Origin of the sequence: Lysinibacillus sp. NPDC095746 (assembly GCF_044763535.1) — a bacterium.
GTDB lineage: Bacteria > Bacillota > Bacilli > Bacillales_A > Planococcaceae > Lysinibacillus.
Genome location: NZ_JBIWGL010000025.1, coordinates 13188 through 34265, shown reverse-complemented (window position 1 = coordinate 34265; position 21078 = coordinate 13188). Strand labels below are relative to the sequence as shown.

The following is a 21078-nucleotide window of genomic DNA, read 5'->3' as shown; positions in this document are numbered from 1 at the left end:
TTCAATGTATTTGATATTGTTATTAGTGTCGTACTTATACGTGAACTTATTCCATTCCGCTGTAATCTAACCGACCTGATTTATAAACTTTTGATCATTTACTGCTATTTGCAAAATTAGTATCTTTTAATTACCATGTAGTTAATAAAAATGATGGACCTTTAAACCGTCTGAATGGACCTCTTTAACTATCAAAATTTTTATTGAAGATGAAACCTAGAGTAAAGCTTCTCCGTATAGTAAGTAGATTGGAGGCTTTTTTATGACTACATTTACCCTTACCTACCCAAAAGCTTTCGAAAGCTTTTCAAATATTCCTATTGTGAATGAACAACATGAGACTGTTTGTGTGCTACAAAAGGTGGAACGTTCATCCGTTGGAAAAGTAATCAATGCTGTTATGCTAGTTGCTGCACAACAGTCATTACCACATCGCTATGAATCACGCACTACGTTAGGGGCACCACTTTTTCAAGTGCAATCTACACTATTAACAAAGGGTGTTAGCCATCAGCTTATTATGCCAGATGGATCCATTTTACCGATACAACGGAAGACGGTTCAATTACTTGAATCTTCCTACTCTTTTACAATGGATGGACTCGCTTTTCGCTTTGAAAAGGATTTTACTTCAACCGCCTATTTATATTGTAATGATGAAAAAATAGCAAGCGCTAGTAATATAGAAACTGAGCTTGTGCGTACTGGTATAGCTTTTAAACTGTTTAACTCTGACGATACTCTCTTTGTTGCTTTGCTAGCAACTCTGTATCAGGCATTATTCTCTATGAGTAATTAGGTGACTATTATACATACGGTTTAAATAGATGATGAACAAAAAAACTCCTAATATTAGGAGTTTTTTTTCACTTGTCGGGGATTTCCCATAAAAGCTAGCTCTTTTATGCCTTTTACTACTGCTAGAATCAATCAATATCTTCCGGGACACGAAATAAATTCGCTTTGTTTTGACCATTTTACGCAGCTCTTCTATAAAAGGAGTACACTAAAGAGGTAGAAATACTATACATTTGGAGGCATTTAACATGAATACAAAAGCAGCAGACATTAAAAATTTAATGACGCTAGATTTACTTGTTCAAATTCTAGAGGAACGCGGTATTATGACAGAAAGAGAGTTACAAGAACGTCTCACTAATAACGTTAAACTTTCCTCTATGGATGCAGATTTAAAAGAAAAAGTCATTGAAGAAATAAAACATTAATCGAATGGATGGCATTCAAAAAGGGGCCGCTTCTTAAGTAAAAGTTTTTAAGCGGCCTCTTTTTTATATTTGCACATTTAGCTCCTTCACATATACAGCGGTTCCTGAAATAGAAATAGCCAATTTGCCCTCATCATTTTTTACATGTACATGCACACGGCCATCCTTCCCGAGTTCCTGCCCTTGTTCAATAATTAGTGTTTTCGGCAATTGTGCTTGTCGATCCATATACGTTGCAAAATATGCTCCCATAACACCAGAGGCTGTACCTGTAGTTATATCTTCAATTGTTCCAGAATAAGGTGATGAAAAATGTCGTGCGTGCATATCTGCATACTTATCAAATACCTCTAAGCAAAAAGAATGCACGGATGCTTTTGGCATTTCTTCAAGGACATCCGGAAAATCTGTAGTTTGCGGAGTCATTTTTTCTAAGTAAGATAAATTTTTTATAGGTACTAGCAATGTCCAAATTCCTGTACTTCCATAGACTATCGGTAATTCAGGATGTATCGCTTCCTCTGTTAGTCCAATAGATTGTGGCCCATAAAGCATAAAAAAAGCAATATGCACTTTTTACTGTACATACTGCCTTAATCTATCTAAGCCCTATCGAATTGTTTTTAAAGCTGTTGCCCACTGGATAAGTTGATCTAGCATTTGATTTACTGAATCTGCTTGCACATCCTTTGGTTTAAATACTGTGCCGTTTTCGAAATCTGTAAATAAAGATAAAGCAGGATGGACGCGGACATCTGCGACTAATAATTCACCAAGAATTCCACGTAAATGTTCAGCAGCTCTTGCTCCACCAACAGAACCGTAAGAAACAATACCTGCAGCCTTATTATTCCATTCCACGCGTAAGTAGTCTAATGCATTTTTTAAGGCCCCAGTAATAGAATGGTTATACTCTCCAACTATAAAAACAAAGCCATCACATGCAGCAACTTTTTGTGACCATGTAGCTGCTCCTGAAGCATCTCCACCTGGTTCGCCTAGAAGTGGTAGTTTATAATCCGCAATATCAATAATTTCATATTCCGCATCACCGCGTTTTCCAGCGACTTCCTTTACCCATTCGCCCACTTGTGGACTTAAACGACCTTCACGCGTACTCCCTAAAATTACCCCTATTTTCAACATGTTGTTCCTCCTTCATTCATCCCTCTAATTGTGACCGAATCGATTCATTTTCTAAAAACGGTTCTCTTAGCCATGTTGTACAAGGTTAATGAACCATTTTTTTTACTTCGAATTGAATTATCTTTAATCCAAGGTAAAAATATCATATATTTATGAAAATTTCCAGTTATTTAATTCGGATTAATTTATTTTATTTTAATCGGTCTTTCTAATGCTGCAAGTTCATCCTCAATCGATGCATATTGTCTTTCTATAACATATTTTGCATCCGAGATAGCCGCATTATAAATATGGGGAGCAATATTTTCCTTTATAAAGTCTAATATTCTTTCTGCTTCAAATTCTGTAATGTCCTCATCTCGATTATTATAGAAAAAACGTTGAATATCAGCGATTATTGTTTCCTGTTGTTCTTTTGTTAAACGAATAAACAATTCAAAGCTCTCCTCTCATTCCAATATACTCACCTATCATAACACTCAGAAATTAATCTATGCATACACAAAAAGACTGAATTTTATTAACTATGGCCTTTAAATAGTGTTGAAAAATAAATTAGTCAAGGAAACTTCGGTGAAAAATGTGTAAATAAGGAGGACTTACTTTCCCGGCTACTCCAACAAGCGTAGAACTTTTATAAATTTCACCCATTTTTTATTCCTATAAATTAGAGTGTCACGCTTGAAAATACACACTATGTGAAGTGGCTGATTGGAGTGAACTCTGGGCGACCCTTGGGATTCAGCGTCACAGATGAGACCCTAGCACGAGCAACGCGGGTGAAGCGGCTCATTGGACGCCCGCGCCCAGCTGGAACGGAAATCATACTTTATTTAATAAGACACCTTAATTTTTTGACACAATAGTTTTGCAACAACACAAAAAGACTGAATTATATTAAATACAATAATTCAGCCTTGTTATTCTTACTGTTTACATTTAAATGAATAGTTTGTTGATAGAAAATTCTTTTCCTTTGAGACGATGGCTTCTCCCCCGCCTTTTTCACATTGCTCTGTCATAGTATCAATTTTTTTGGCATTCATCGTATTCGTCATCAATGTCAATCCTACCCCAAACACAGCAATCAGCAAACCAACCATCATCCATAACTTGCCGGCCTTATTGCCGGCAGGTCTTTCATTCGCCATAGATATTCCCCTCTCTTACACGAATAAAAAAGGTTCTGTATGAATAGTAGATTGTACAAATTCAACAGAGTATTTTTTATCCTCACACATTCTTGCCATCTTGTTAGCTACTCCTGCAATCATCACTTTCTCCACATGATGTCCTGGGTCTACGATTTGTAGACCAATTGCTTGAGCATCCTGTGCAGTATGGAAATACATATCTCCTGTTAAAAATACATCTGCCCCAGCACGCTTCGCAGAATAGATATATTTATTGCCGTCGCCACCGACAAGCGCAACTTTTTTCACCTTCGACTGCAAATCACCAACAACGCGGACAGCGGGTACGTCTAGCTGCTGTTTGACGAATTGCGTAAATGCTTGAAGGGTCATTTCTTGTGGTAAATAACCAACTCGTCCTAAGCCCATTACATTCGTTTGCTGGTCTAAGCGAATGATATCATAAGCTGGTTCTTCATATGGATGTGCGTCTAACATTGCCTTTAATACACGATTTTTTATAGATTCCGGAAATACAACTTCTACTTTCACTTCTTCTTCAACATGTAATTCACCAATAGAACCTACATGTGGATTTGCACCTTCTAGTGCACGGAAACGCCCTTCTCCTAATGTAGTATAGCTACACGCTTCATAATCTCCAATACGACCTGCTCCTGCTTTTGCTAATGCCTCACGTAAATCATTGGCATTTGTAGTCGGTATAAAAACTGCTAGCTTCAACATATTTTCCGCATATGTTTCTTCTAAAATAGAACGGTTTTCAAGCTGTAAAGCATCCGCTAGTAAATCGTTAACACCGCCTTCAGCTACATCTAAATTCGTATGTGCAGCATAAACGGCAATATCATTTTTTAGTAGCTTTTCATATAAACGCCCAGCTGGATTGTCCGTACGAATATTTGAAAGTCGTCTAAAAATCGGTGGATGATGCGCTATTATTAGCTCACATCCTTGTGCAATAGCTTCCTCAGCTACTGCTTCATTAACATCTAATGTGACCAATACTTTACTAACAGGTTTATTTAATGTACCGATCGCAAGACCAATTGGGTCATTTTCCATACATGCTAGTTTTTTAGGTGACCATGATTCGAACAATTGTATAATTTCCTGACCGTTAACTGTTTTCATCTCATAGAACCCCTTCCACTAAATTGAGTAGAGCTACTAACTCTGCACGTTTTTCTTCAATTTCAGGTGTTTGATCTGCCCCTTCAATGGACTTTAATACACGCTGCCAATTTTCTTTTTCACGTGACCATTTTTTTATAAATGATGGTGATTTTCGTTGCATTAATTTCGGACCAAATAAAATTTCCGGTTCCGATAACGTCATTGTGCTTCTTTGCAAAACAAGAATTTCATAAATTTTTTCGTCTTCCTCTAAAATTTCTTCGTCCTGGATTGCCCAATTATTTGCTAATGCCCATTCGCGAATCACTTTAGCATGAATATTTGGTTGCAAAATAAGCCTTGTTACCCCTTGCAATTTTTCAGGATGCTTCTCCAAAATGGAAACAATAAGAGGTCCACCCATTCCGGCAATCGTAACTGTATCTACATGGTCAGCTTCTTCGACAGCCGCTAAGCCATTCGCGAGCCGTACTGTAATTTTTTCTGTTAAGCCTTCTTTTTGCACTTGTCCAACTGCTGATTCAAATGGTCCTTTCACAACTTCCCCTGCTATTGCGTAAGAAGCAATACCTTTATGAATTAAGTAGCATGGCAAATATGCATGGTCGCTACCAATATCGGCTACAACTGCACCAGAGGGTACATATTTTGCTACTGTTTCTAATCGCTTTGATAATTTTTGTGCGTTCATTTATTTTTACCGCCTGTCTTAAATAGTGTTCTTTCTTAGTATGTATGATGTCGTGAAAAAAAACAAATGGAGTTGACTCAAATTTTGAGCAACTCCATTTTTCATTAACTGAAATGGAAATAAATAAATTGTAGCTGTACTGATTACGATTAAACGCTTTCAGTACAGCTACTTTTTTAGACTATTTTAGAGTTGAAATGTACTTAGCGATTGCTTTCGCTTCCGCTTCGTTTTTCATACCAGGCGTCATTGGAGTTCCTGGGATTCCGTTTGTTAAAACATCTACGATACGAGCTTCATCTTTGCCGTGTAGATTTGGACCCATACCACCAGTTAAGTCAGTACCATGACAACTAACACAAGATTGTACTAATGCAGAGTCATCAGTAGCTTCTGTTTTTTCGCCACCACCCTCTTTTTCAGCAGTGATTTCCTTTTTGTTCTCTGCGCCCATTAAAGACATAAAGAAAATAAGACCAATACCAAATGCTAAAATTAAGATGTAAGGAACGACTGGATTGTTTTTCATATGTTTCCCCTCCTCATTGTAAATCTACTTCTATGATAATATAGAATCAGTCAACATCTAATATTGTACTTCATTAACCATAAAACGAAAAGCCTATTCGCTAAGTTTTCCTTTGTTTGTAACAATTTCGACATTTCTGTAACTATTGGATAAAATATGTCTTGAAATCCCCAATATTTGGACTATCCATTATCTTCTGAACGACTTCCTTCCACGTTGTTATCTTTCCTCTCTTTGCACTGTCATATACTAAGAAAATCAAAATTTCTTTATGTAATCATCCATTCGCTAAATAAGCTATACGATTATAGTCTTCATCAACATAGTGTAAGCTCAATTACAGACACAATTTTAAAACAAAAAAGAATCCGTTAGCTATTGGAAAGCAAACAGATTCTTGTCTTTGTCAGCGAAACTATTTTACAAAATGAGTTCCTATCATACGTTTATGATATAGTAGCTAATCAATGCCAGTAAACCTAGGACACCTGAGACCGTAAAATAAAGTAGCTTCATTTTTAAACCTGACCAAAGCCAAACCCCACAGTTTGCTGCAATCAAGCAAAACAATGCACTATTATTGCCATTAAAATATGTAGTGTAAATTCGAATAGACATACTAAATAATAAAATAGCACCTAACAAATGAAAAACAGGGGCTAGAAGATCATTTTTTCTTGCCATTCGAAATGCCGTCAAAAATAATATCACTGCAGCTATGCCAACGACAACCGTTAAAATTATCATTAAGGACGATATTGTAAAATAAATAGACAGCAACGTAATCATTGCAATACATATACCTGCAATTATAAGTAGCAGCCTTCTCTTTTCTGAAGGGAATATAGCCTGTTTATGATGTACTGGTTCTAACTCCTCTATATCTGACCCCTCTGCATATAGAGCCGCTAAAAAATCACAGTAATGCTCTGGTAATAGCTTATTTTGCTTCCAAAACAAAATCTCATTCAAAATTATTTTTTTTCGAGGATTTGTCATAGTGTTTACTCCAAACATTGCTTAATAATGGTTGTTATTCCAATTTTATCTTAAAACTGTTAATAACACATCTGTATAAAGTAGCAAAAATAATCAGGATTGACTCATTCTAATTACTCGCTATAACATTTATCGAAAAAATATTTACTATGTTTAGTAGGTTCTAGGGAAAATGATGAAAATTTTGCGCGGGTATTTACTTCACGTTCACACGTATTCTCCTATTTCATGCGAATATAATAGTAGCCTAAAAAAAGGGCAATCCAATTAGTCATTACTAATTAGATAGCCCAACTTTTTATCTTTATTCTAAGAAGTCTTTTAAACGTTTGCTGCGAGAAGGGTGACGTAGCTTTCTAAGAGCCTTCGCTTCAATTTGGCGAATACGTTCACGTGTTACACCAAATACCTTCCCTACCTCTTCTAATGTACGTGTGCGACCATCATCTAAACCGAAACGTAAGCGAAGGACATTTTCTTCACGGTCAGTTAATGTATCTAGCACATCCTCTAATTGCTCTTTTAACAATTCATAAGCTGCATGGTCAGATGGAGATTGAGCTTCTGAATCCTCAATAAAGTCTCCTAAATGTGAATCATCTTCTTCTCCAATTGGTGTTTCAAGAGATACTGGTTCCTGTGCAATTTTTAAAATTTCACGTACTTTTTCAGGTGTTAAATCCATCTCCTCACCAATTTCTTCTGGAGATGGCTCGCGACCTAAGTCTTGTAGTAATTGGCGTTGTACACGAATTAATTTATTAATGGTTTCTACCATATGCACTGGAATTCGAATTGTACGTGCTTGGTCCGCAATTGCACGTGTAATCGCTTGGCGAATCCACCATGTTGCATAAGTAGAGAATTTAAAACCTTTACGGTAGTCAAATTTCTCAACAGCTTTGATAAGACCCATATTCCCCTCTTGAATTAAATCAAGGAATAGCATTCCACGGCCGACATAACGCTTTGCAATCGATACAACAAGACGTAAGTTCGCTTCAGCTAGGCGTTTACGTGCTTCTTCGTCACCTTGCTCAATACGCTCAGCTAAGGCAATTTCTTGCTCGGCAGAAAGTAAATCAACTCGACCAATTTCTTTTAAATACATACGTACAGGGTCATTTATTTTAACACCTGGTGGTACACTCAAATCATTTAAATCAAAAGTCTCTTCGTTTGCTTCTTCTTTCATTAAGCTCTCTTCTTCAAACTCTTCTTTTCCAATGATTTGAATGTCTTTAGCCTTTTCAAGATCCTCAGCAAAGTGGAAAATCTCTTCGTTCTCCAATTCATAAGGCGCTAATTTCTCTGAAATTTCCTTCATAGAAATTTCACCTTCTGTTTTTGCTTTTTCTTGTAGTATTTTTTTTGCTTCATCTAATGTAATTTCTACTTCTACCTCTTTTGAACGTTCTGACTTGTCCGCCATAAACCTTCCTCCTTCTAAACAACCGAATCGGGTTAAATCGCCGATAACGATTTTCTTAAATGAATAATCTGTTGGGCGATTTCAAGTGCACGCGCATACTCATGCATCTTCTCCGCTTCCTTTGACTCATGCATCTTTTGTTGAATTTCTTGCTCAATTCTATATTTTTGCAGCTGACGTATGGAGTCTGTGACCTCTGCATCTGCTTGGTCGGGATCTCTTTCCGCTAATGCCGCTTCCATTACAATCTTGCGTAATTCAGCGTCATCTAATATCTCAACAAAACGCTGATAATCTGGATGACCATATTCCTCATAAAATCCTACTAAGCGAACAAAAACTGCCATATAAGCATCTCGTACAAATGGATCTTTTTGCTCACTACGTAATACCCTGTCCACTACATCTATATTATGAAGCATATGAGCCAGTAATAAACGTTCGGCACGTTCAGCTGCGTCCATAGGCTTATGTTGCTGAGTGACCGGCATCGAAGGCGTTTGAACAGGCATTTCTACTTTTGCAGAACGAACCTGATTGGCCTCTAGCTTTCGGAATTGAGCATAAATCGCTTCTTCCGAGATGTTTGTTTCTTTCGATAGCTGTCTTATATACAAATCTCGTTCAACTGGTGATGATCTACCTACCAGTTGTTCAAGAACTTCTTGAATATATTGAAGCGTATCATTTTCAAACTGAAAGTTCTTATTTCGTCTAGCATGCATCATCATAAAAGCAATATACGCATGAGGGTTTTCCAAAATTTGTTCTTTAAAGGCTTGTCCACCTAAACTACGAATGTATTCATCGGGATCTAGCTTATCTGGTAACACCGCAATATTGACTTTCATACGTTCCGTTTGAAGTAACTGTGCTGCTCTTTTCGCCGCATCAAACCCAGCATTATCACCGTCATAGCAAATCGTAATCTGCTCTACTAAGCGCTTTAGCTTTGTGATATGCTGATTCGTAAGCGAAGTGCCCATTGTTGCTACAGCATTCGTTACACCCACAGAGGTTGCTGCTAAAACATCCATAAACCCTTCCATCAATACTACTTGACGATTTTTTCTAATCGAGGTTCGTGCTTTATCTAGGTTATATAGCACTTCACTCTTTTGAAAAATTGGTGATTCTGGACTATTTAAATATTTTGCCTCTTCACCAGTAGATGAAAGGATTCGCCCTGAGAATGCTATAATCTTTCCGTTCTCATCACGAATGGGAAACATAATACGCCCTCTAAAACGATCAAAATAGCGTTCTTCCCCTTCACGCTTGATTACTAAACCGCTTTCCGCGATTTCTTGTAAGTTATAACCTTTTCTTTCAAGCAATATCGTTAATGCATCAAAGCTTGGGAGAGACCATCCAATGCTATTAGATTCTATAAGTTCCCTTGTAAATCCTCTTTCTAGCAAATAATTTAAAGGTTCTTCACCATCTTCAGTATTTAACAGTAAATGATGAAAAAAATCTGCTGCAAAAGCGTGAGCTTCTTTCATCCTTTCTTCCGCTTTAGATACCTTTTTCGTTACTTCAGGTAAACTTGGCCCAATATCTAACTGTATGCCAACACGTTCACCAAGTTTCACGACAGCGTCAGGAAAAGAAATACCTTCTATATCCATAACAAAAGTAATAGCATTACCGCCTGCACCACAACCAAAGCAATGGAAAATTTGTTTGTCTGATGACACAGAAAAAGATGGCGTTTGTTCTCCATGAAATGGACAGAGCCCAAACCAATTGCGCCCACGCTTTGTAAGCTGCATGTATTCGCTTATGACATCAACAATCTCCGATTGTGAGCGAATCTGTTCAATCACTTCTTCAGGAATCTTCCCTGCCAAATCTTATCACCATCTTTTAAATTACGTTCTAAAACACAATTCGCTATCCGATTTAAAAATCCTTTATTTCTCGACAAAAAAATAGGATTTTTCTCTTAATAAATATTTTTACCACAATTTTATTATTATAAAACAAAAATTAGTTTTTATCTATACTATTTTCAAAACCGACTCAAAAAAACCGCCTCTATACATGAGGTGGTTTATATCATACGTTTCTTATTTACAGTTCGAGATATGCTCAATAATGACGTTCGCTGTTTCCTCAACAGCTTTATTTGTCACATCAATAACCTTACAACCGATTGTAGCGACAATTTTTTCAAAATGTTGGATTTCTTCTAATATTCGATTATGCTGCGCATAGATAGCATCATCATTCAATCCAAGAGACATTAGTCTCTCTTTTCTAATTGAGTTTAATTTATCAGGAGAAATAATTAAACCAAAACATTTTTTCGGATCAATTTGTAATAGTTCTTCTGGTGGCTCCACTTCTGGTACTAAAGGTACGTTCGCCACCTTATAGCGTTTATGTGCTAAATATTGTGATAACGGTGTTTTAGAGGTACGTGAAACACCGACTAACACAATATCAGCCTGTAAAAGACCACGTGGATCTCTACCATCATCATATTTTACTGCAAATTCAATAGCCTCTATTTTTTTAAAATAATCATCATCTAGCTGGTGAACAATTCCTGGTGCTTCTAATGGGAATTCTTCCACAAATGTTGTCATTGTTTTTAAAGCAGGCCCTAAGATGTCGACAGCATAGACATTTTCATGCTCACACAGTTCATGTAATAACGATCGCATCTCCTGGCGAACAAGCGTGTATACAATAAATGCATTCTGTTTCGCTGCAAGGCATACAATTTTCCGAATGAGCTCCTCTGATTGTATATGAGGAAAACGGCGAATTACTGTGTTTTCCAAACTAGGACGAAACTGGCTAATAACCGCTTTCGCTACTTGATCACCAGTTTCACCGACTGAATCAGATACAACAAAAACCCGTAGTCTTTTCATGTTGCTCTCCTTCAACTATTTAGTCATTCTGTGCCAGTGATAAGAAAGCTCGTGTAATCGTTGTTTTTGTAAGACGACCAACGATTTTCAAACCACCTTCTTGTGGCTCTACTACTGGTAGCGAATCAACTTCTCGTTCTATTAGTTTATTCGCTGCAACAACTAAAGAATCTGCTCTCTCACAGTACGAAATATTTGGCATTCGTGTCATAATTATATGTACAGGAATTTTGTTTAAATCCTGCGTGCCTATACTTGTTCGTAGTAAATCTTTTCGAGAAAGTACCCCTGTTAAAAACTCATTTTTATCTACGACAAAGAGTGTGCCAACATCCTCTGAAAACATGAAGCAAATCGCATCGTAAACAGTCATTGTTTCCGGTACAACAACTGGCCCTGAATGGAAATCTTTCACTTTTAAATTGTTAATACTATCCGTTAATGTAACGGATGCTTTTTTACCTGAATAGAAATAGCCAACACGAGGTCTAGCATCTAAAAAGCCCGCCATTGTGAGTATTGCTAAATCTGGTCTTAAAGTTGCTCTTGTCAGATTGAGACGTTCTGCAATATGTTCGCCTGTGATTGGGCCGTTTTCTTTCACAATTTGTAAAATGTCTTCCTGACGTTTATTGAGTTCGATTGGACTCACCGCCTCAAATCTAATAGTGTTATACTTATGCTCTAATTATTATATACTATTTTAATAATTATTGCGAAGAAAAGAACTACATGCTACAATATTGACACATACGCTTGCTCTAAATGTATTTTCGAGCGATTTGCGTTTTATAGGCGATGATAGGAAAAAAGTATCTGTTCCACTTTAAAGCGAGTAGAAGATGGTGAAAGTCTACATAGTAACAGAGAAAAGGCACTCCTTGAGCTAACTTTTTTGAAAAGAGGTTTTAAACAACGCGTTTAAAACAATCAGGGTGGAACCGCGGGTTTTAGCACTCGTCCCTGGGCATTCATTGTGCCCGGAGACGGGTGCTATTTTTAATTTAGTCCTACCTAAATTAAAAAAATCTCTAGCGAATTGCATAAATTCGCTAAAACAAAATCAATGTTCACTCTGTGAAAACTATGAAGGAGGCTATTTTTTATGGCAAACAAATCAATGGAAACAATCGTATCTTTAGCGAAGCATCGCGGCTTTGTCTTCCCTGGTTCTGAAATCTACGGAGGCTTAGCAAACACTTGGGATTACGGTCCACTAGGTGTTGAATTAAAAAACAATGTTAAAAAAGCGTGGTGGCAAAAGTTTGTCCAAGAATCAGAGCACAATGTTGGAATAGATGCTGCAATTTTAATGAACCCAAAAGCTTGGGTTGCTTCTGGTCACGTTGGCAACTTTAATGACCCAATGATTGATTGTAAAGCATGTAAAGCGCGCCATCGTGCTGACAAAATCATCGAGGACGCTGCGCTAGCAAAAGGCGATGAAATCATTGTCGATGGTATGACATTTGATCAAATGAAAGAAACGATGATGAAGTATGACGTAGTGTGCCCGGATTGTGGTAAAGCTGATTTTACAGATATTCGTCAATTTAATTTAATGTTTAAAACATTCCAAGGTGTAACAGAATCTTCTACTAATGAAATTTATTTACGCCCAGAAACAGCACAAGGTATTTTCGTGAACTTTAAAAACGTACAACGTTCAATGCGTAAACGTACACCATTCGGTATTGCACAAATCGGTAAATCATTCCGTAACGAAATTACACCAGGTAACTTCACTTTCCGCACACGTGAATTTGAACAAATGGAACTTGAATTTTTCTGTAAGCCTGGCGAGGACCTTGAATGGCACGCATATTGGAAAGAATTTTGTAAAAATTGGTTATTAAATTTAGGCATGAAGGAAGATTCTATGCGTCTTCGTGATCATGAAGAAGACGAATTGTCTCACTACTCAAATGCTACAACTGACATTGAATTTAAATTCCCATTCGGTTGGGGCGAACTATGGGGCGTAGCGGATCGCACAGATTTCGATTTAAAACAGCATATGGAGCATTCTGGTGAAGATTTCACTTACATTGACCCAGTATCAAACGAACGTTATGTTCCATATTGTATCGAGCCTTCTTTAGGTGCAGACCGTGTAACATTAGCATTCCTTTGCGATGCTTATGACGAGGAAGAGCTTGAAGGCGATGATAAGCGTACAGTTTTACGCTTCCACCCTGCTCTAGCACCATTTAAAGCTGCAGTTCTACCACTTTCTAAAAAGCTTTCGGATGAAGCTACAGATGTTTGGGCAGAGCTTCGTAAATCGTTCCCAGTTGACTTTGACGAGTCACAATCAATCGGTAAACGTTACCGTCGTCAAGATGAAATTGGTACACCATTCTGTATCACTTACGATTTTGACTCAAAAGAGGATGGTCAAGTTACAGTGCGTCATCGCGATTCAATGGATCAAGTTCGTATGCCAATTACAGATGTGAAAGCATACATCGAAAAACATCTTCAATTCTAAAATTCATCAGTATAAAGAGGGAGTCGCATTTTTTAAGCGACTCCCTTTTCCTTATGTCTTTAATAATGAAAACAAGCGCTCTTGCATCTTCTCCTCAAATGAAAACCTTTTCATATTCATGCCTACTAAGCTAATAAGTAGTTCCTCAATATCTACAAGCGAATAAAAAAGGAATGTTCCTTCTCGCATCGTGCGAACTCTCTTATCAACTGTCAATTCTTCCCCAATAAAGTACGCTACATTTACGTTACAATGTTCCATTAATTGCGTAATGCTCAGGTCATCATCTGGATTAATAAAGAACGGCACAATTTTATCAATATACAAAATACTTTGCACAAGTTTAATAAAGAAATTTTCACGTAGTGAAGTTTCCACAACTAATATTGTTGTTTTCTCATGCTGATAATCCATATACAATATATGTAATTGCTCTTCTAACAGTTTCTTTAATATAGTAATAGAGTTCCTGTATTTTTTCACATCTGTTTGAATTTCCCTTGTTAATAAACGTAGAATTCGATAGGCAGGTAAAAATATTTTTAAAATAATTTCTTTAGGATGTAAATGATCTATTAATTTATTAAAGTAGACTCTTAAGCCATTTTCGTCACAACGAATTAATTGTTCTATAAATAAATTAAAAATTTCTTCAAAGCTGTTCGCACGATAATCAATCATTTTCGCAATTTTCACATTATAATTTAAAGGTAAAATCATTGACTTTTGTTCATCCAACAACTTAACTTTAGGCAACGTTGGGAATAAATCATAGACAAGTTCTACTTGTGCACTTCGATTATCAGATAATTGAACGACCGAGTTAACAGGATAAATCCCTAAGCACTCTACAAATTTGTGCATAAATTTCTCGTTATATAAATGTCGATCACGATATAAAACAGCTAATGCATCTGTTGCAGCATATCCCGAATGATATACACGCTTTGATGTCATAGCTGAATAAACATCTATAATTTGCAGTAATTGAACTCCCTCACGCATATCGTCCTCACAAAGCTGATTCGGATAACCTTTACCGGCAAAGCGTTCATGATGATCACGTGCTAAATAGGCAATATCCTCTTCCCCATTTTCTATGAGCAACTCATAACCTTTAGTCGTATGAGTTTTAACAATATCAAACTCATCTTCTGATAATTTTCGTTTTAAATTTAATATTTCTTGCGGGATAAACACCTTCCCAATATCATGGAACAAATAGCCCCTTGCTAGCGTTACAATATCCGTTAAACCTAAATAACGTGCAAAGATAGTACCTAAAACGAAAACATCAAATGAATGAACAAAGGAATACTCATCCCATTCCTTTAAGCGCATAAGTAATTCATAGCGATGTTTTTTTTCTAAAATTTGCGCAAAAACACTTTGTACATAAGTAGTATCTTGGGTACTTTTTAAAATTTGACCATAGCGCAATTCATGCACAACATTCTCTAATGTAGTCATAAAAAGGTTATTCACCTTATCTTTATACTCCTCTACGTCATCCTTCTTATCGAGAAGTGGTGCAAATATATCCCAGCAATCCTTTGTACGCTGCATACTTAAATCATGAACAATTCGGACTGAATTAGTTGGTAAATATACAGATAGTTCGTCTACTTTTCTAAGCTTAAGTAAAGCAATAATTCGTTCCGTTAAAACTAAATCTTTTTTAGCGAGTAAACGATAATCAGAAAAAATATCTTCAGCTAAAATATCATTGGCTTCAACTTCATCAATACTTAACGTCACTTTTCTTAGCATATTTTCTGCCACATATGCAATATCTAAGCATTATGTGACTCCCTCCTTCTTCGATAGACTGCGTTGTTCATCAATTATGCCTCGGCACAATTGCGTTTTGGAGGCTTTAACTTCTTTCAACGGATGTTTGGACATACGCTGAAAGAAGTTAAAGATCATCTATTTTTACAATATCATAGATTAAAATGCCTTTTCAACTAGTTTATGGTATACAAATGAATCGTTACTACTATGTTTATGTTAAAAACTATTCAAAATTCAGTAATTTATATCTAATTTATTCTTTTAACAACAGCTATTAACAACCATGAAAAAGATATAAAATCCTACACAATAGAACTAAAAGCATATTTTATATCACAAATAATATTTTCTGTAAATTGCAAAAAAATCACTCATTTCGTCCTAATACTACTAGTAAAAATCCCACAAACACTTCCCTCCATGATTTTACATTAGGATTTATCTCACCTAAAATACGTCCCAATCGATAAGGAAATGATATCTAATATTTGTTGATGAACAAGCATTTTATCCATGTTAATTTTTAACATCATATAATTCCCTCTATTCTCATCTTCATCTTTTTGATATAAATAAAGTATTATAGTTAATCTTAAATGTTAAATAACAATAATTTAACAATCCATGGAGATTCCAACCTATTTAACAGGATGGTCCTAGCTATAAAAATTTTTTATGTACTTTGGAGGAATTTTTTTGAAAAGCAATCGTTTTTATCACATCGCAATGGCATCAGCACTAGCAACAAGCGCTATTGTCATTGCACCCCCAGCACATGCTGCATCGGTATTCTCCGATGTGAAAAATGTGTCATCTGAAGAAGGTCAAGCTATTATTAACTTAGCTCAACGTGGCATTATATCAGGCTACCCCGATGGCACTTTTAAACCTGAGAATTCAATTACTCGTACACAAGCTGCGAAAATTTTAGCTGGTATTTTAAAGCTAGATACCGTTCATGTAAAAAATCCAAATTTTAAGGATATAAAACCCGGCGATCCAAATTATGGCGCGATTGCTGCTTTAGCAAATGCAGGTATTATTAGCGGAACTAATGGCTATTTCAACCCAACTAAAAATATTACACGTGGACAAATGTCAAAAATGATTGTAAAAGGTTTTAAATTACCAATTACAAACGGCATTTACATTCCTTTCGATGATGTCGACGAAGGTAGCGAATACGAACCATATATAAAAACACTTTTTGCCAATAGCATTACAAAAGGTACAACGCCTACTACCTTCGGACCACAAACTAATGTAAAGCGCTCCCAGTTAGCACTTTTTGTTGTACGTGCTGAAAAAGCTCAAGGCAACGTCACAATTTTTGCTAGCCAATTTAAGCAAGACTATATCTTTGCTTCTTATGGCGGCATTAACCCTGCAGAGGACATCTTTACATGGGTTGAAGATGAAGAAGATTATATGACAGAGTCCATTACAATTAAACCGCTAAAAGAAGGCACAGGAAAATTAGTTATTACGGGCTTTAAAGAGGATACGGAAGAATTTACCGAGGTCTATTACTTAGTAAATGTGAAGAAAGTAAACGGAAGGCTACAAACAACGCTTCAAAAAGTGAAAGAAGAGGATTATGCAGAAAACTTACCGCTAGACTTGATGGAAAGTAATTTAAAATTTGTTCCTACTAAGGTAAGTATTCAAACTGCAGATGGTCAAGCTTTATCTCCTGAATTATATAATTTTAAATCAACGAATAATTCTGCTACACTTTCTATCTTTAAAAATGGTCAATATATGCTTACTTTCACTAACGGTACTCAACAACAAACAATGGCTGCTGATGTCAATACATATGATTTCGTGCGTAGTATTGATTTGTATCAAGTTACAGATGAGTTAACGTTTTCAAGTAGCGATCTATCGTTCGAGCCAACACATGTTGCCTTAGAAAAATTTAATTCTGAGCCAGCTGCTGTGAAAGCGACAATAAAGGATAAGAAAGTAAATGTTACACCATTAGCAGAAGGTACATCTATTTTACATATAACAGGTAAAAATGGTGAAACTGCTTATCTATATATTGATTTTCTAAAAATCGCTAATAAATGGGCTGCTTCTTACGAGTTCTTGGAAGATCCAGAAGAATATTAATATATTGTAATATAAAAGGTAAAATGCCAGAAGATCATAATTAATGGTCTTCTGGCTTTTTTTCTTGATCGGTACTCGTTCTTAACTGAAATTCAGGCGTTCTTTCAAGCTGTTCAATAAATTTTTTAGTCTTAAAACGAATTCCTGTTTGTTCTTCGTAAATTGTTGTAATTATTTTTTTAATAAAATATTTGGTTTCCTTTTTTAATTCTAATTTCCCAATTTGGTCAATTGGTACAGTATAGAACATTCGGATAAGCTTAAGCTGAGTCGGTGTTAATCGAATGATATAAGGATCATGATGATAACAACGATGACACAAAAAACCTCCCTGCACAAAAGAAAATGCAAATTCACCGTCTACTGCCCCACAAGCAGCACAAGCATGTAATATAGGCTGTACACCTGTATAGGGTAGCATTTTCCATTCAACGAACAATGTAATGGCCTCCGGGTCGTAACCTTCCTCAATTGCTTGTAATGCTTGAAGGAGCACATCAAATGCAAGTGGCTCTGTTTTCCCCTCTTCCACTACACGTTCGACAAGCTCCATTATATAACTTGCATAGGCCGTTGCCATTATATCCTCACGAATATGACGCATTGAGTTTAGATGCTCTCCTTGTTGCAATGTCCCCATACCGGTATGATGCTGTACCATAAACATGCCATACGTAAATGGCTGTGTCACAGATGCTAGTCTACTGGAAGGCTTCTTCGCTCCACGAGCCATTGTTGCAACTTTTCCCGCTTCTCTTGTTAGTAATGTTACAATTTTATTTGATTCCCCATAGGCACGCACCTTTAGGACAATTCCTTCCCATTTATGAAGCATCGATCCTCCTCCTTTCTACAAGCTTCGCAATCAATTATGCCTCGGCATTATTGCGTCCGGAGGCTTTAGTGCTAACGTAGCGACAGCAACACGATGTTGGTCACTCAGTCATGTGTTGCACAGTCGTTCGCTTTCGCACAGCTATATTGCTACAAGATATGGCATCCTTAAACTGCGTTCCTCTATTTCAGCGGTGTCCAAATATCTGTAGCTCTGCTTTCGCTACAAAAAACACTTGTAGCTGTCGCTTTGCTTTCGCTACAAAAAACACTTGCTGAAAGAAGTGAAAATAGAGCTCTCCAATAATTATTGGACAGCTCCATTTAAAACTACAGCGATAAACAGGAATGTTGGTAAGTTGCTTTGGAACTTAACAGCTTTTCCTACTAATATTCATCATCACGGAAACCGAAGTCACGTAAATGTGTTGATTTATTTCGCCAATCCTTTTGTACCTTTACCCAAAGCTCTAAATACACTTTTGAACCAAGAAGCATTTCAATATCTTTTCTTGCACGTATCCCTACTTCTTTTAATAGCGCTCCACGTTTACCAATGACAATCCCTTTTTGAGAATCCCTTTCCACGATAATTGTTGCTGCTACACGAATTTTATCTTCATTTTCTTCATCACGGCGAATTTTATCAATAACAACAGCAATGGAATGGGGTATTTCTTCACGCGTTAAATGTAACACTTTTTCACGAATTAACTCTGAAATAATAAAACGCTCAGGATGATCTGTTACTTGATCAGCTGGGTAATATTGTGGGCCTTCTGGTAAATACTTCGCTAATGTTGCTAATAAATTTTCAACATTATTCCCTTGTAATGCAGAAATCGGAACTATTTCAGCAAAGTCATAACGCTCTTTGTAACTTTCAATAATCCCCATTAATTCATCAGGATGAATTTGATCGATTTTATTAATCACTAGGAAGACAGGCGTTGGATTACCCGCCAACATTTCAAGGATAAATTCGTCACCTTTTCCAAGTTTCTGCTCTGCATTTACCATGAACATAATAACATCCACTTCACGCAAAGTATTTTTAGAAACCTTAAGCATAAAATCCCCTAGCTTATGTTTTGGCTTGTGGATTCCTGGTGTATCTATAAAAATCATTTGGCTATCATTTGTTGTTAGTACACCTTGTACTTTATTTCGTGTTGTTTGTGGTTTATCACTCATAATCGCAATTTTTTGACCTATAACACGGTTTAAAAATGTTGATTTCCCTACATTTGGTCGACCGATTATGGAGATAAAACCTGACTTATAGCCATTATTATTTTCCAGCATTCTCTAAATCCTCCGTTGTGAATGCAAACGGTAGTAATTCGCCTACAGACGTTACCGTGACATCACCTTTTAAGTTTGTTAAATATACAGGCATAGATGGTTTGCAAAATTCCATCATCACTTGACGACAAGCCCCGCATGGCGCACATGGCCCATCCGTATCAGCTACTATAGCGATCGCCTCAAAATCATAAATACCTTCTGACACAGCTTTGAAAAAGGCTGTACGTTCAGCACAATTGGTCATACTATAGCCAGCATTTTCAATATTGCAACCATGAATAACCTCTCCATTTTTCGTTAAAATCGCCGCGCCAACTTTAAATTTTGAATAAGGTACATAAGCCTTTTCACGCGCTTTTTTTGATTCTTCTAGTAATGCATGCATATCAATTGTCATTATGTTCTCCTCTACAAATCCATTTCGCCTTGGCGTAATTGAATGAATCATATTTCTTCAGCACAACTGTTACTACTTCATGACCGATTAATGATTTTTTGTACTATCAAAACCATTTTGGTATAAATATGAGTAATCCGATTATAGCACTGAATATCGCAAATACAAGTACTGCGCCTGCTGCAAGATCTTTAGCCTGCTTTGCAAGCGGATGGATGTTAGGTGAAGCTAAATCCACTACTCGTTCTATTGCAGTATTAATCATTTCAAGTACTAACATTAGTGCTATTAATAGCAACACTATATACCATTCAATATGTGATAAATCCGTAAAATAGCCAGCAATCAAAACTATTCCTGCACTTAGCAAGTGGGACTTAAAATTTTGCTCGGTACAGGCTGTAATGATACCTTTAAAGGCATACCCAAATGAGCGTACGAATTTGCGAACATTCATTTATTCTCGTCCTAAGCCGAAAGTTTGTAAAATCTCATCCTGCTTACCGAACATCACCTTTTCATCTTCTGGCACCATATGATCATAGCCAAGTAGATGTAAGAAACCGTGAACCGCTAAAAAGCCTAATTCCCGCTCAAAAGTATGCCCGTATTCTTCTGCTTGTTCTTTCGTACGATCTGTTGAAATAATAATATCTCCTAACACACGGGGCATCCCTTCAAATGTTACTTCTATTTCTCCCTCACCTAACTCCTCCAAGGCAAAAGAAATAACATCTGTCGGTTGATCCTTGTCACGATATTCTCGGTTGATTTCTTGAATCGCATCATTTGTAACAAACGTTACTGACACTTCTGTTTCCGGCTCCATATTCTCTATTTTCGCAGCATGCTGCAAAAGCTTTTCAACAAGCTCCATATGCTCAGCAGCCACTTCATTTGTTTCATCTGTAAAATCAATTGTTAAAATCATAGATCC

At 36.6% G+C, this 21078-nt stretch carries 22 protein-coding genes; 4 read left to right on the top strand and 18 right to left on the bottom strand.

Annotated features, from left to right (window positions below):
* Positions 1 to 262 precede the first annotated feature (262 nt).
* Both ACIQ7N_RS17585 and ACIQ7N_RS17580 read left to right on the top strand, forming a co-directional pair.
* Positions 263 to 799: a tubby C-terminal domain-like protein gene (locus tag ACIQ7N_RS17585; protein WP_402934385.1), complete on the top strand. Its 537-nt coding sequence runs from the start codon at positions 263 to 265 to the stop codon at positions 797 to 799.
* A gap of 247 nt (positions 800 to 1046) precedes the next feature.
* Entirely contained in the window at positions 1047 to 1226 is a 180-nt protein-coding gene (locus ACIQ7N_RS17580) for a hypothetical protein (RefSeq protein ID WP_402934382.1), read from the top strand.
* Positions 1227 to 1289: 63 nt separating this feature from the next.
* Here the strand turns inward: ACIQ7N_RS17580 and ACIQ7N_RS17575 are convergent, their stop codons facing one another.
* From ACIQ7N_RS17575 to ccpN, 12 genes are all read right to left on the bottom strand, one after another.
* Entirely contained in the window at positions 1290 to 1799 is a 510-nt protein-coding gene (locus ACIQ7N_RS17575; protein WP_402934379.1) for a PhzF family phenazine biosynthesis isomerase, read from the bottom strand.
* A 36-nt stretch (positions 1800 to 1835) separates the two neighbouring features.
* Positions 1836 to 2372 carry an NADPH-dependent FMN reductase gene (locus ACIQ7N_RS17570; protein WP_402934376.1) on the bottom strand — a complete coding sequence of 179 codons (537 nt, stop codon included), beginning with the start codon at positions 2370 to 2372 and terminating at the stop codon, positions 1836 to 1838.
* Between the two features lie 185 nt (positions 2373 to 2557).
* A complete protein-coding gene (locus ACIQ7N_RS17565; protein WP_402934373.1) occupies positions 2558 to 2806 on the bottom strand; it encodes a DUF2164 domain-containing protein in 249 nt (82 codons plus the stop codon).
* A gap of 492 nt (positions 2807 to 3298) precedes the next feature.
* A complete protein-coding gene (locus ACIQ7N_RS17560) occupies positions 3299 to 3523 on the bottom strand; it encodes a hypothetical protein (protein ID WP_402934370.1) in 225 nt (74 codons plus the stop codon).
* A 15-nt stretch (positions 3524 to 3538) separates the two neighbouring features.
* On the bottom strand, positions 3539 to 4660 hold the full coding sequence (locus tag ACIQ7N_RS17555) for a Nif3-like dinuclear metal center hexameric protein (protein ID WP_402934367.1): 1122 nt from the start codon (positions 4658 to 4660) through the stop codon (positions 3539 to 3541).
* Between the two features lies 1 nt (position 4661).
* Entirely contained in the window at positions 4662 to 5354 is a 693-nt protein-coding gene (locus tag ACIQ7N_RS17550) for a tRNA (adenine(22)-N(1))-methyltransferase (RefSeq protein WP_274067786.1), read from the bottom strand.
* Between the two features lie 181 nt (positions 5355 to 5535).
* Positions 5536 to 5883, bottom strand: a complete 348-nt coding sequence (locus ACIQ7N_RS17545) for a c-type cytochrome (protein ID WP_132356812.1) — start codon at positions 5881 to 5883, stop codon at positions 5536 to 5538.
* Positions 5884 to 6321: 438 nt separating this feature from the next.
* A complete protein-coding gene (locus ACIQ7N_RS17540) occupies positions 6322 to 6882 on the bottom strand; it encodes a hypothetical protein (RefSeq protein WP_132356813.1) in 561 nt (186 codons plus the stop codon).
* 304 nt (positions 6883 to 7186) lie between these two features.
* Positions 7187 to 8314, bottom strand: a complete 1128-nt coding sequence (gene rpoD, locus ACIQ7N_RS17535) for an RNA polymerase sigma factor RpoD (RefSeq protein WP_049663796.1) — start codon at positions 8312 to 8314, stop codon at positions 7187 to 7189.
* A gap of 32 nt (positions 8315 to 8346) precedes the next feature.
* Positions 8347 to 10167, bottom strand: a complete 1821-nt coding sequence (gene dnaG, locus ACIQ7N_RS17530; protein WP_132356814.1) for a DNA primase — start codon at positions 10165 to 10167, stop codon at positions 8347 to 8349.
* A 219-nt stretch (positions 10168 to 10386) separates the two neighbouring features.
* Entirely contained in the window at positions 10387 to 11199 is an 813-nt protein-coding gene (locus ACIQ7N_RS17525; RefSeq protein WP_248716551.1) for a pyruvate, water dikinase regulatory protein, read from the bottom strand.
* Between the two features lie 19 nt (positions 11200 to 11218).
* Positions 11219 to 11851 (bottom strand): transcriptional regulator CcpN, encoded by a 633-nt coding sequence (ccpN, locus tag ACIQ7N_RS17520; RefSeq protein WP_248716552.1) that lies wholly within the window; start codon positions 11849 to 11851, stop codon positions 11219 to 11221.
* Between the two features lie 453 nt (positions 11852 to 12304).
* On the opposite strand from ccpN, the gene ACIQ7N_RS17515 reads away from it, so the two are divergent.
* On the top strand, positions 12305 to 13690 hold the full coding sequence (locus ACIQ7N_RS17515; protein WP_402934361.1) for a glycine--tRNA ligase: 1386 nt from the start codon (positions 12305 to 12307) through the stop codon (positions 13688 to 13690).
* Between the two features lie 51 nt (positions 13691 to 13741).
* Here the strand turns inward: ACIQ7N_RS17515 and ACIQ7N_RS17510 are convergent, their stop codons facing one another.
* Positions 13742 to 15460, bottom strand: coding sequence for an HD-GYP domain-containing protein (locus tag ACIQ7N_RS17510; protein ID WP_402934359.1), 1719 nt, complete (start codon positions 15458 to 15460; stop codon positions 13742 to 13744).
* A 720-nt stretch (positions 15461 to 16180) separates the two neighbouring features.
* Between ACIQ7N_RS17510 and ACIQ7N_RS17505 the strand changes: the two genes are divergently transcribed.
* Positions 16181 to 17602 carry an S-layer homology domain-containing protein gene (locus ACIQ7N_RS17505; RefSeq protein ID WP_402934357.1) on the top strand — a complete coding sequence of 474 codons (1422 nt, stop codon included), beginning with the start codon at positions 16181 to 16183 and terminating at the stop codon, positions 17600 to 17602.
* A gap of 40 nt (positions 17603 to 17642) precedes the next feature.
* On the opposite strand, the gene recO is transcribed toward ACIQ7N_RS17505, so the two are convergent.
* From recO to ybeY, 5 genes are all read right to left on the bottom strand, one after another.
* Positions 17643 to 18437, bottom strand: coding sequence for a DNA repair protein RecO (gene recO / locus ACIQ7N_RS17500; RefSeq protein ID WP_248716555.1), 795 nt, complete (start codon positions 18435 to 18437; stop codon positions 17643 to 17645).
* Positions 18438 to 18823: 386 nt separating this feature from the next.
* Complete coding sequence (era, locus tag ACIQ7N_RS17495) at positions 18824 to 19741, bottom strand: GTPase Era (RefSeq protein WP_132356820.1); 918 nt, start codon at positions 19739 to 19741, stop codon at positions 18824 to 18826.
* The gene (locus ACIQ7N_RS17490; protein WP_142509859.1) at positions 19728 to 20141 is read right to left on the bottom strand and encodes a cytidine deaminase; all 414 of its coding nucleotides are present in this window, start codon (positions 20139 to 20141) and stop codon (positions 19728 to 19730) included. The genes era and ACIQ7N_RS17490 overlap by 14 nt, the downstream gene beginning before the upstream one ends.
* A 106-nt stretch (positions 20142 to 20247) precedes the next feature.
* Positions 20248 to 20598 (bottom strand): diacylglycerol kinase family protein, encoded by a 351-nt coding sequence (locus ACIQ7N_RS17485; RefSeq protein WP_132356822.1) that lies wholly within the window; start codon positions 20596 to 20598, stop codon positions 20248 to 20250.
* The gene (ybeY, locus tag ACIQ7N_RS17480) at positions 20599 to 21072 is read right to left on the bottom strand and encodes an rRNA maturation RNase YbeY (RefSeq protein ID WP_132356823.1); all 474 of its coding nucleotides are present in this window, start codon (positions 21070 to 21072) and stop codon (positions 20599 to 20601) included.
* Positions 21073 to 21078 lie beyond the last annotated feature (6 nt).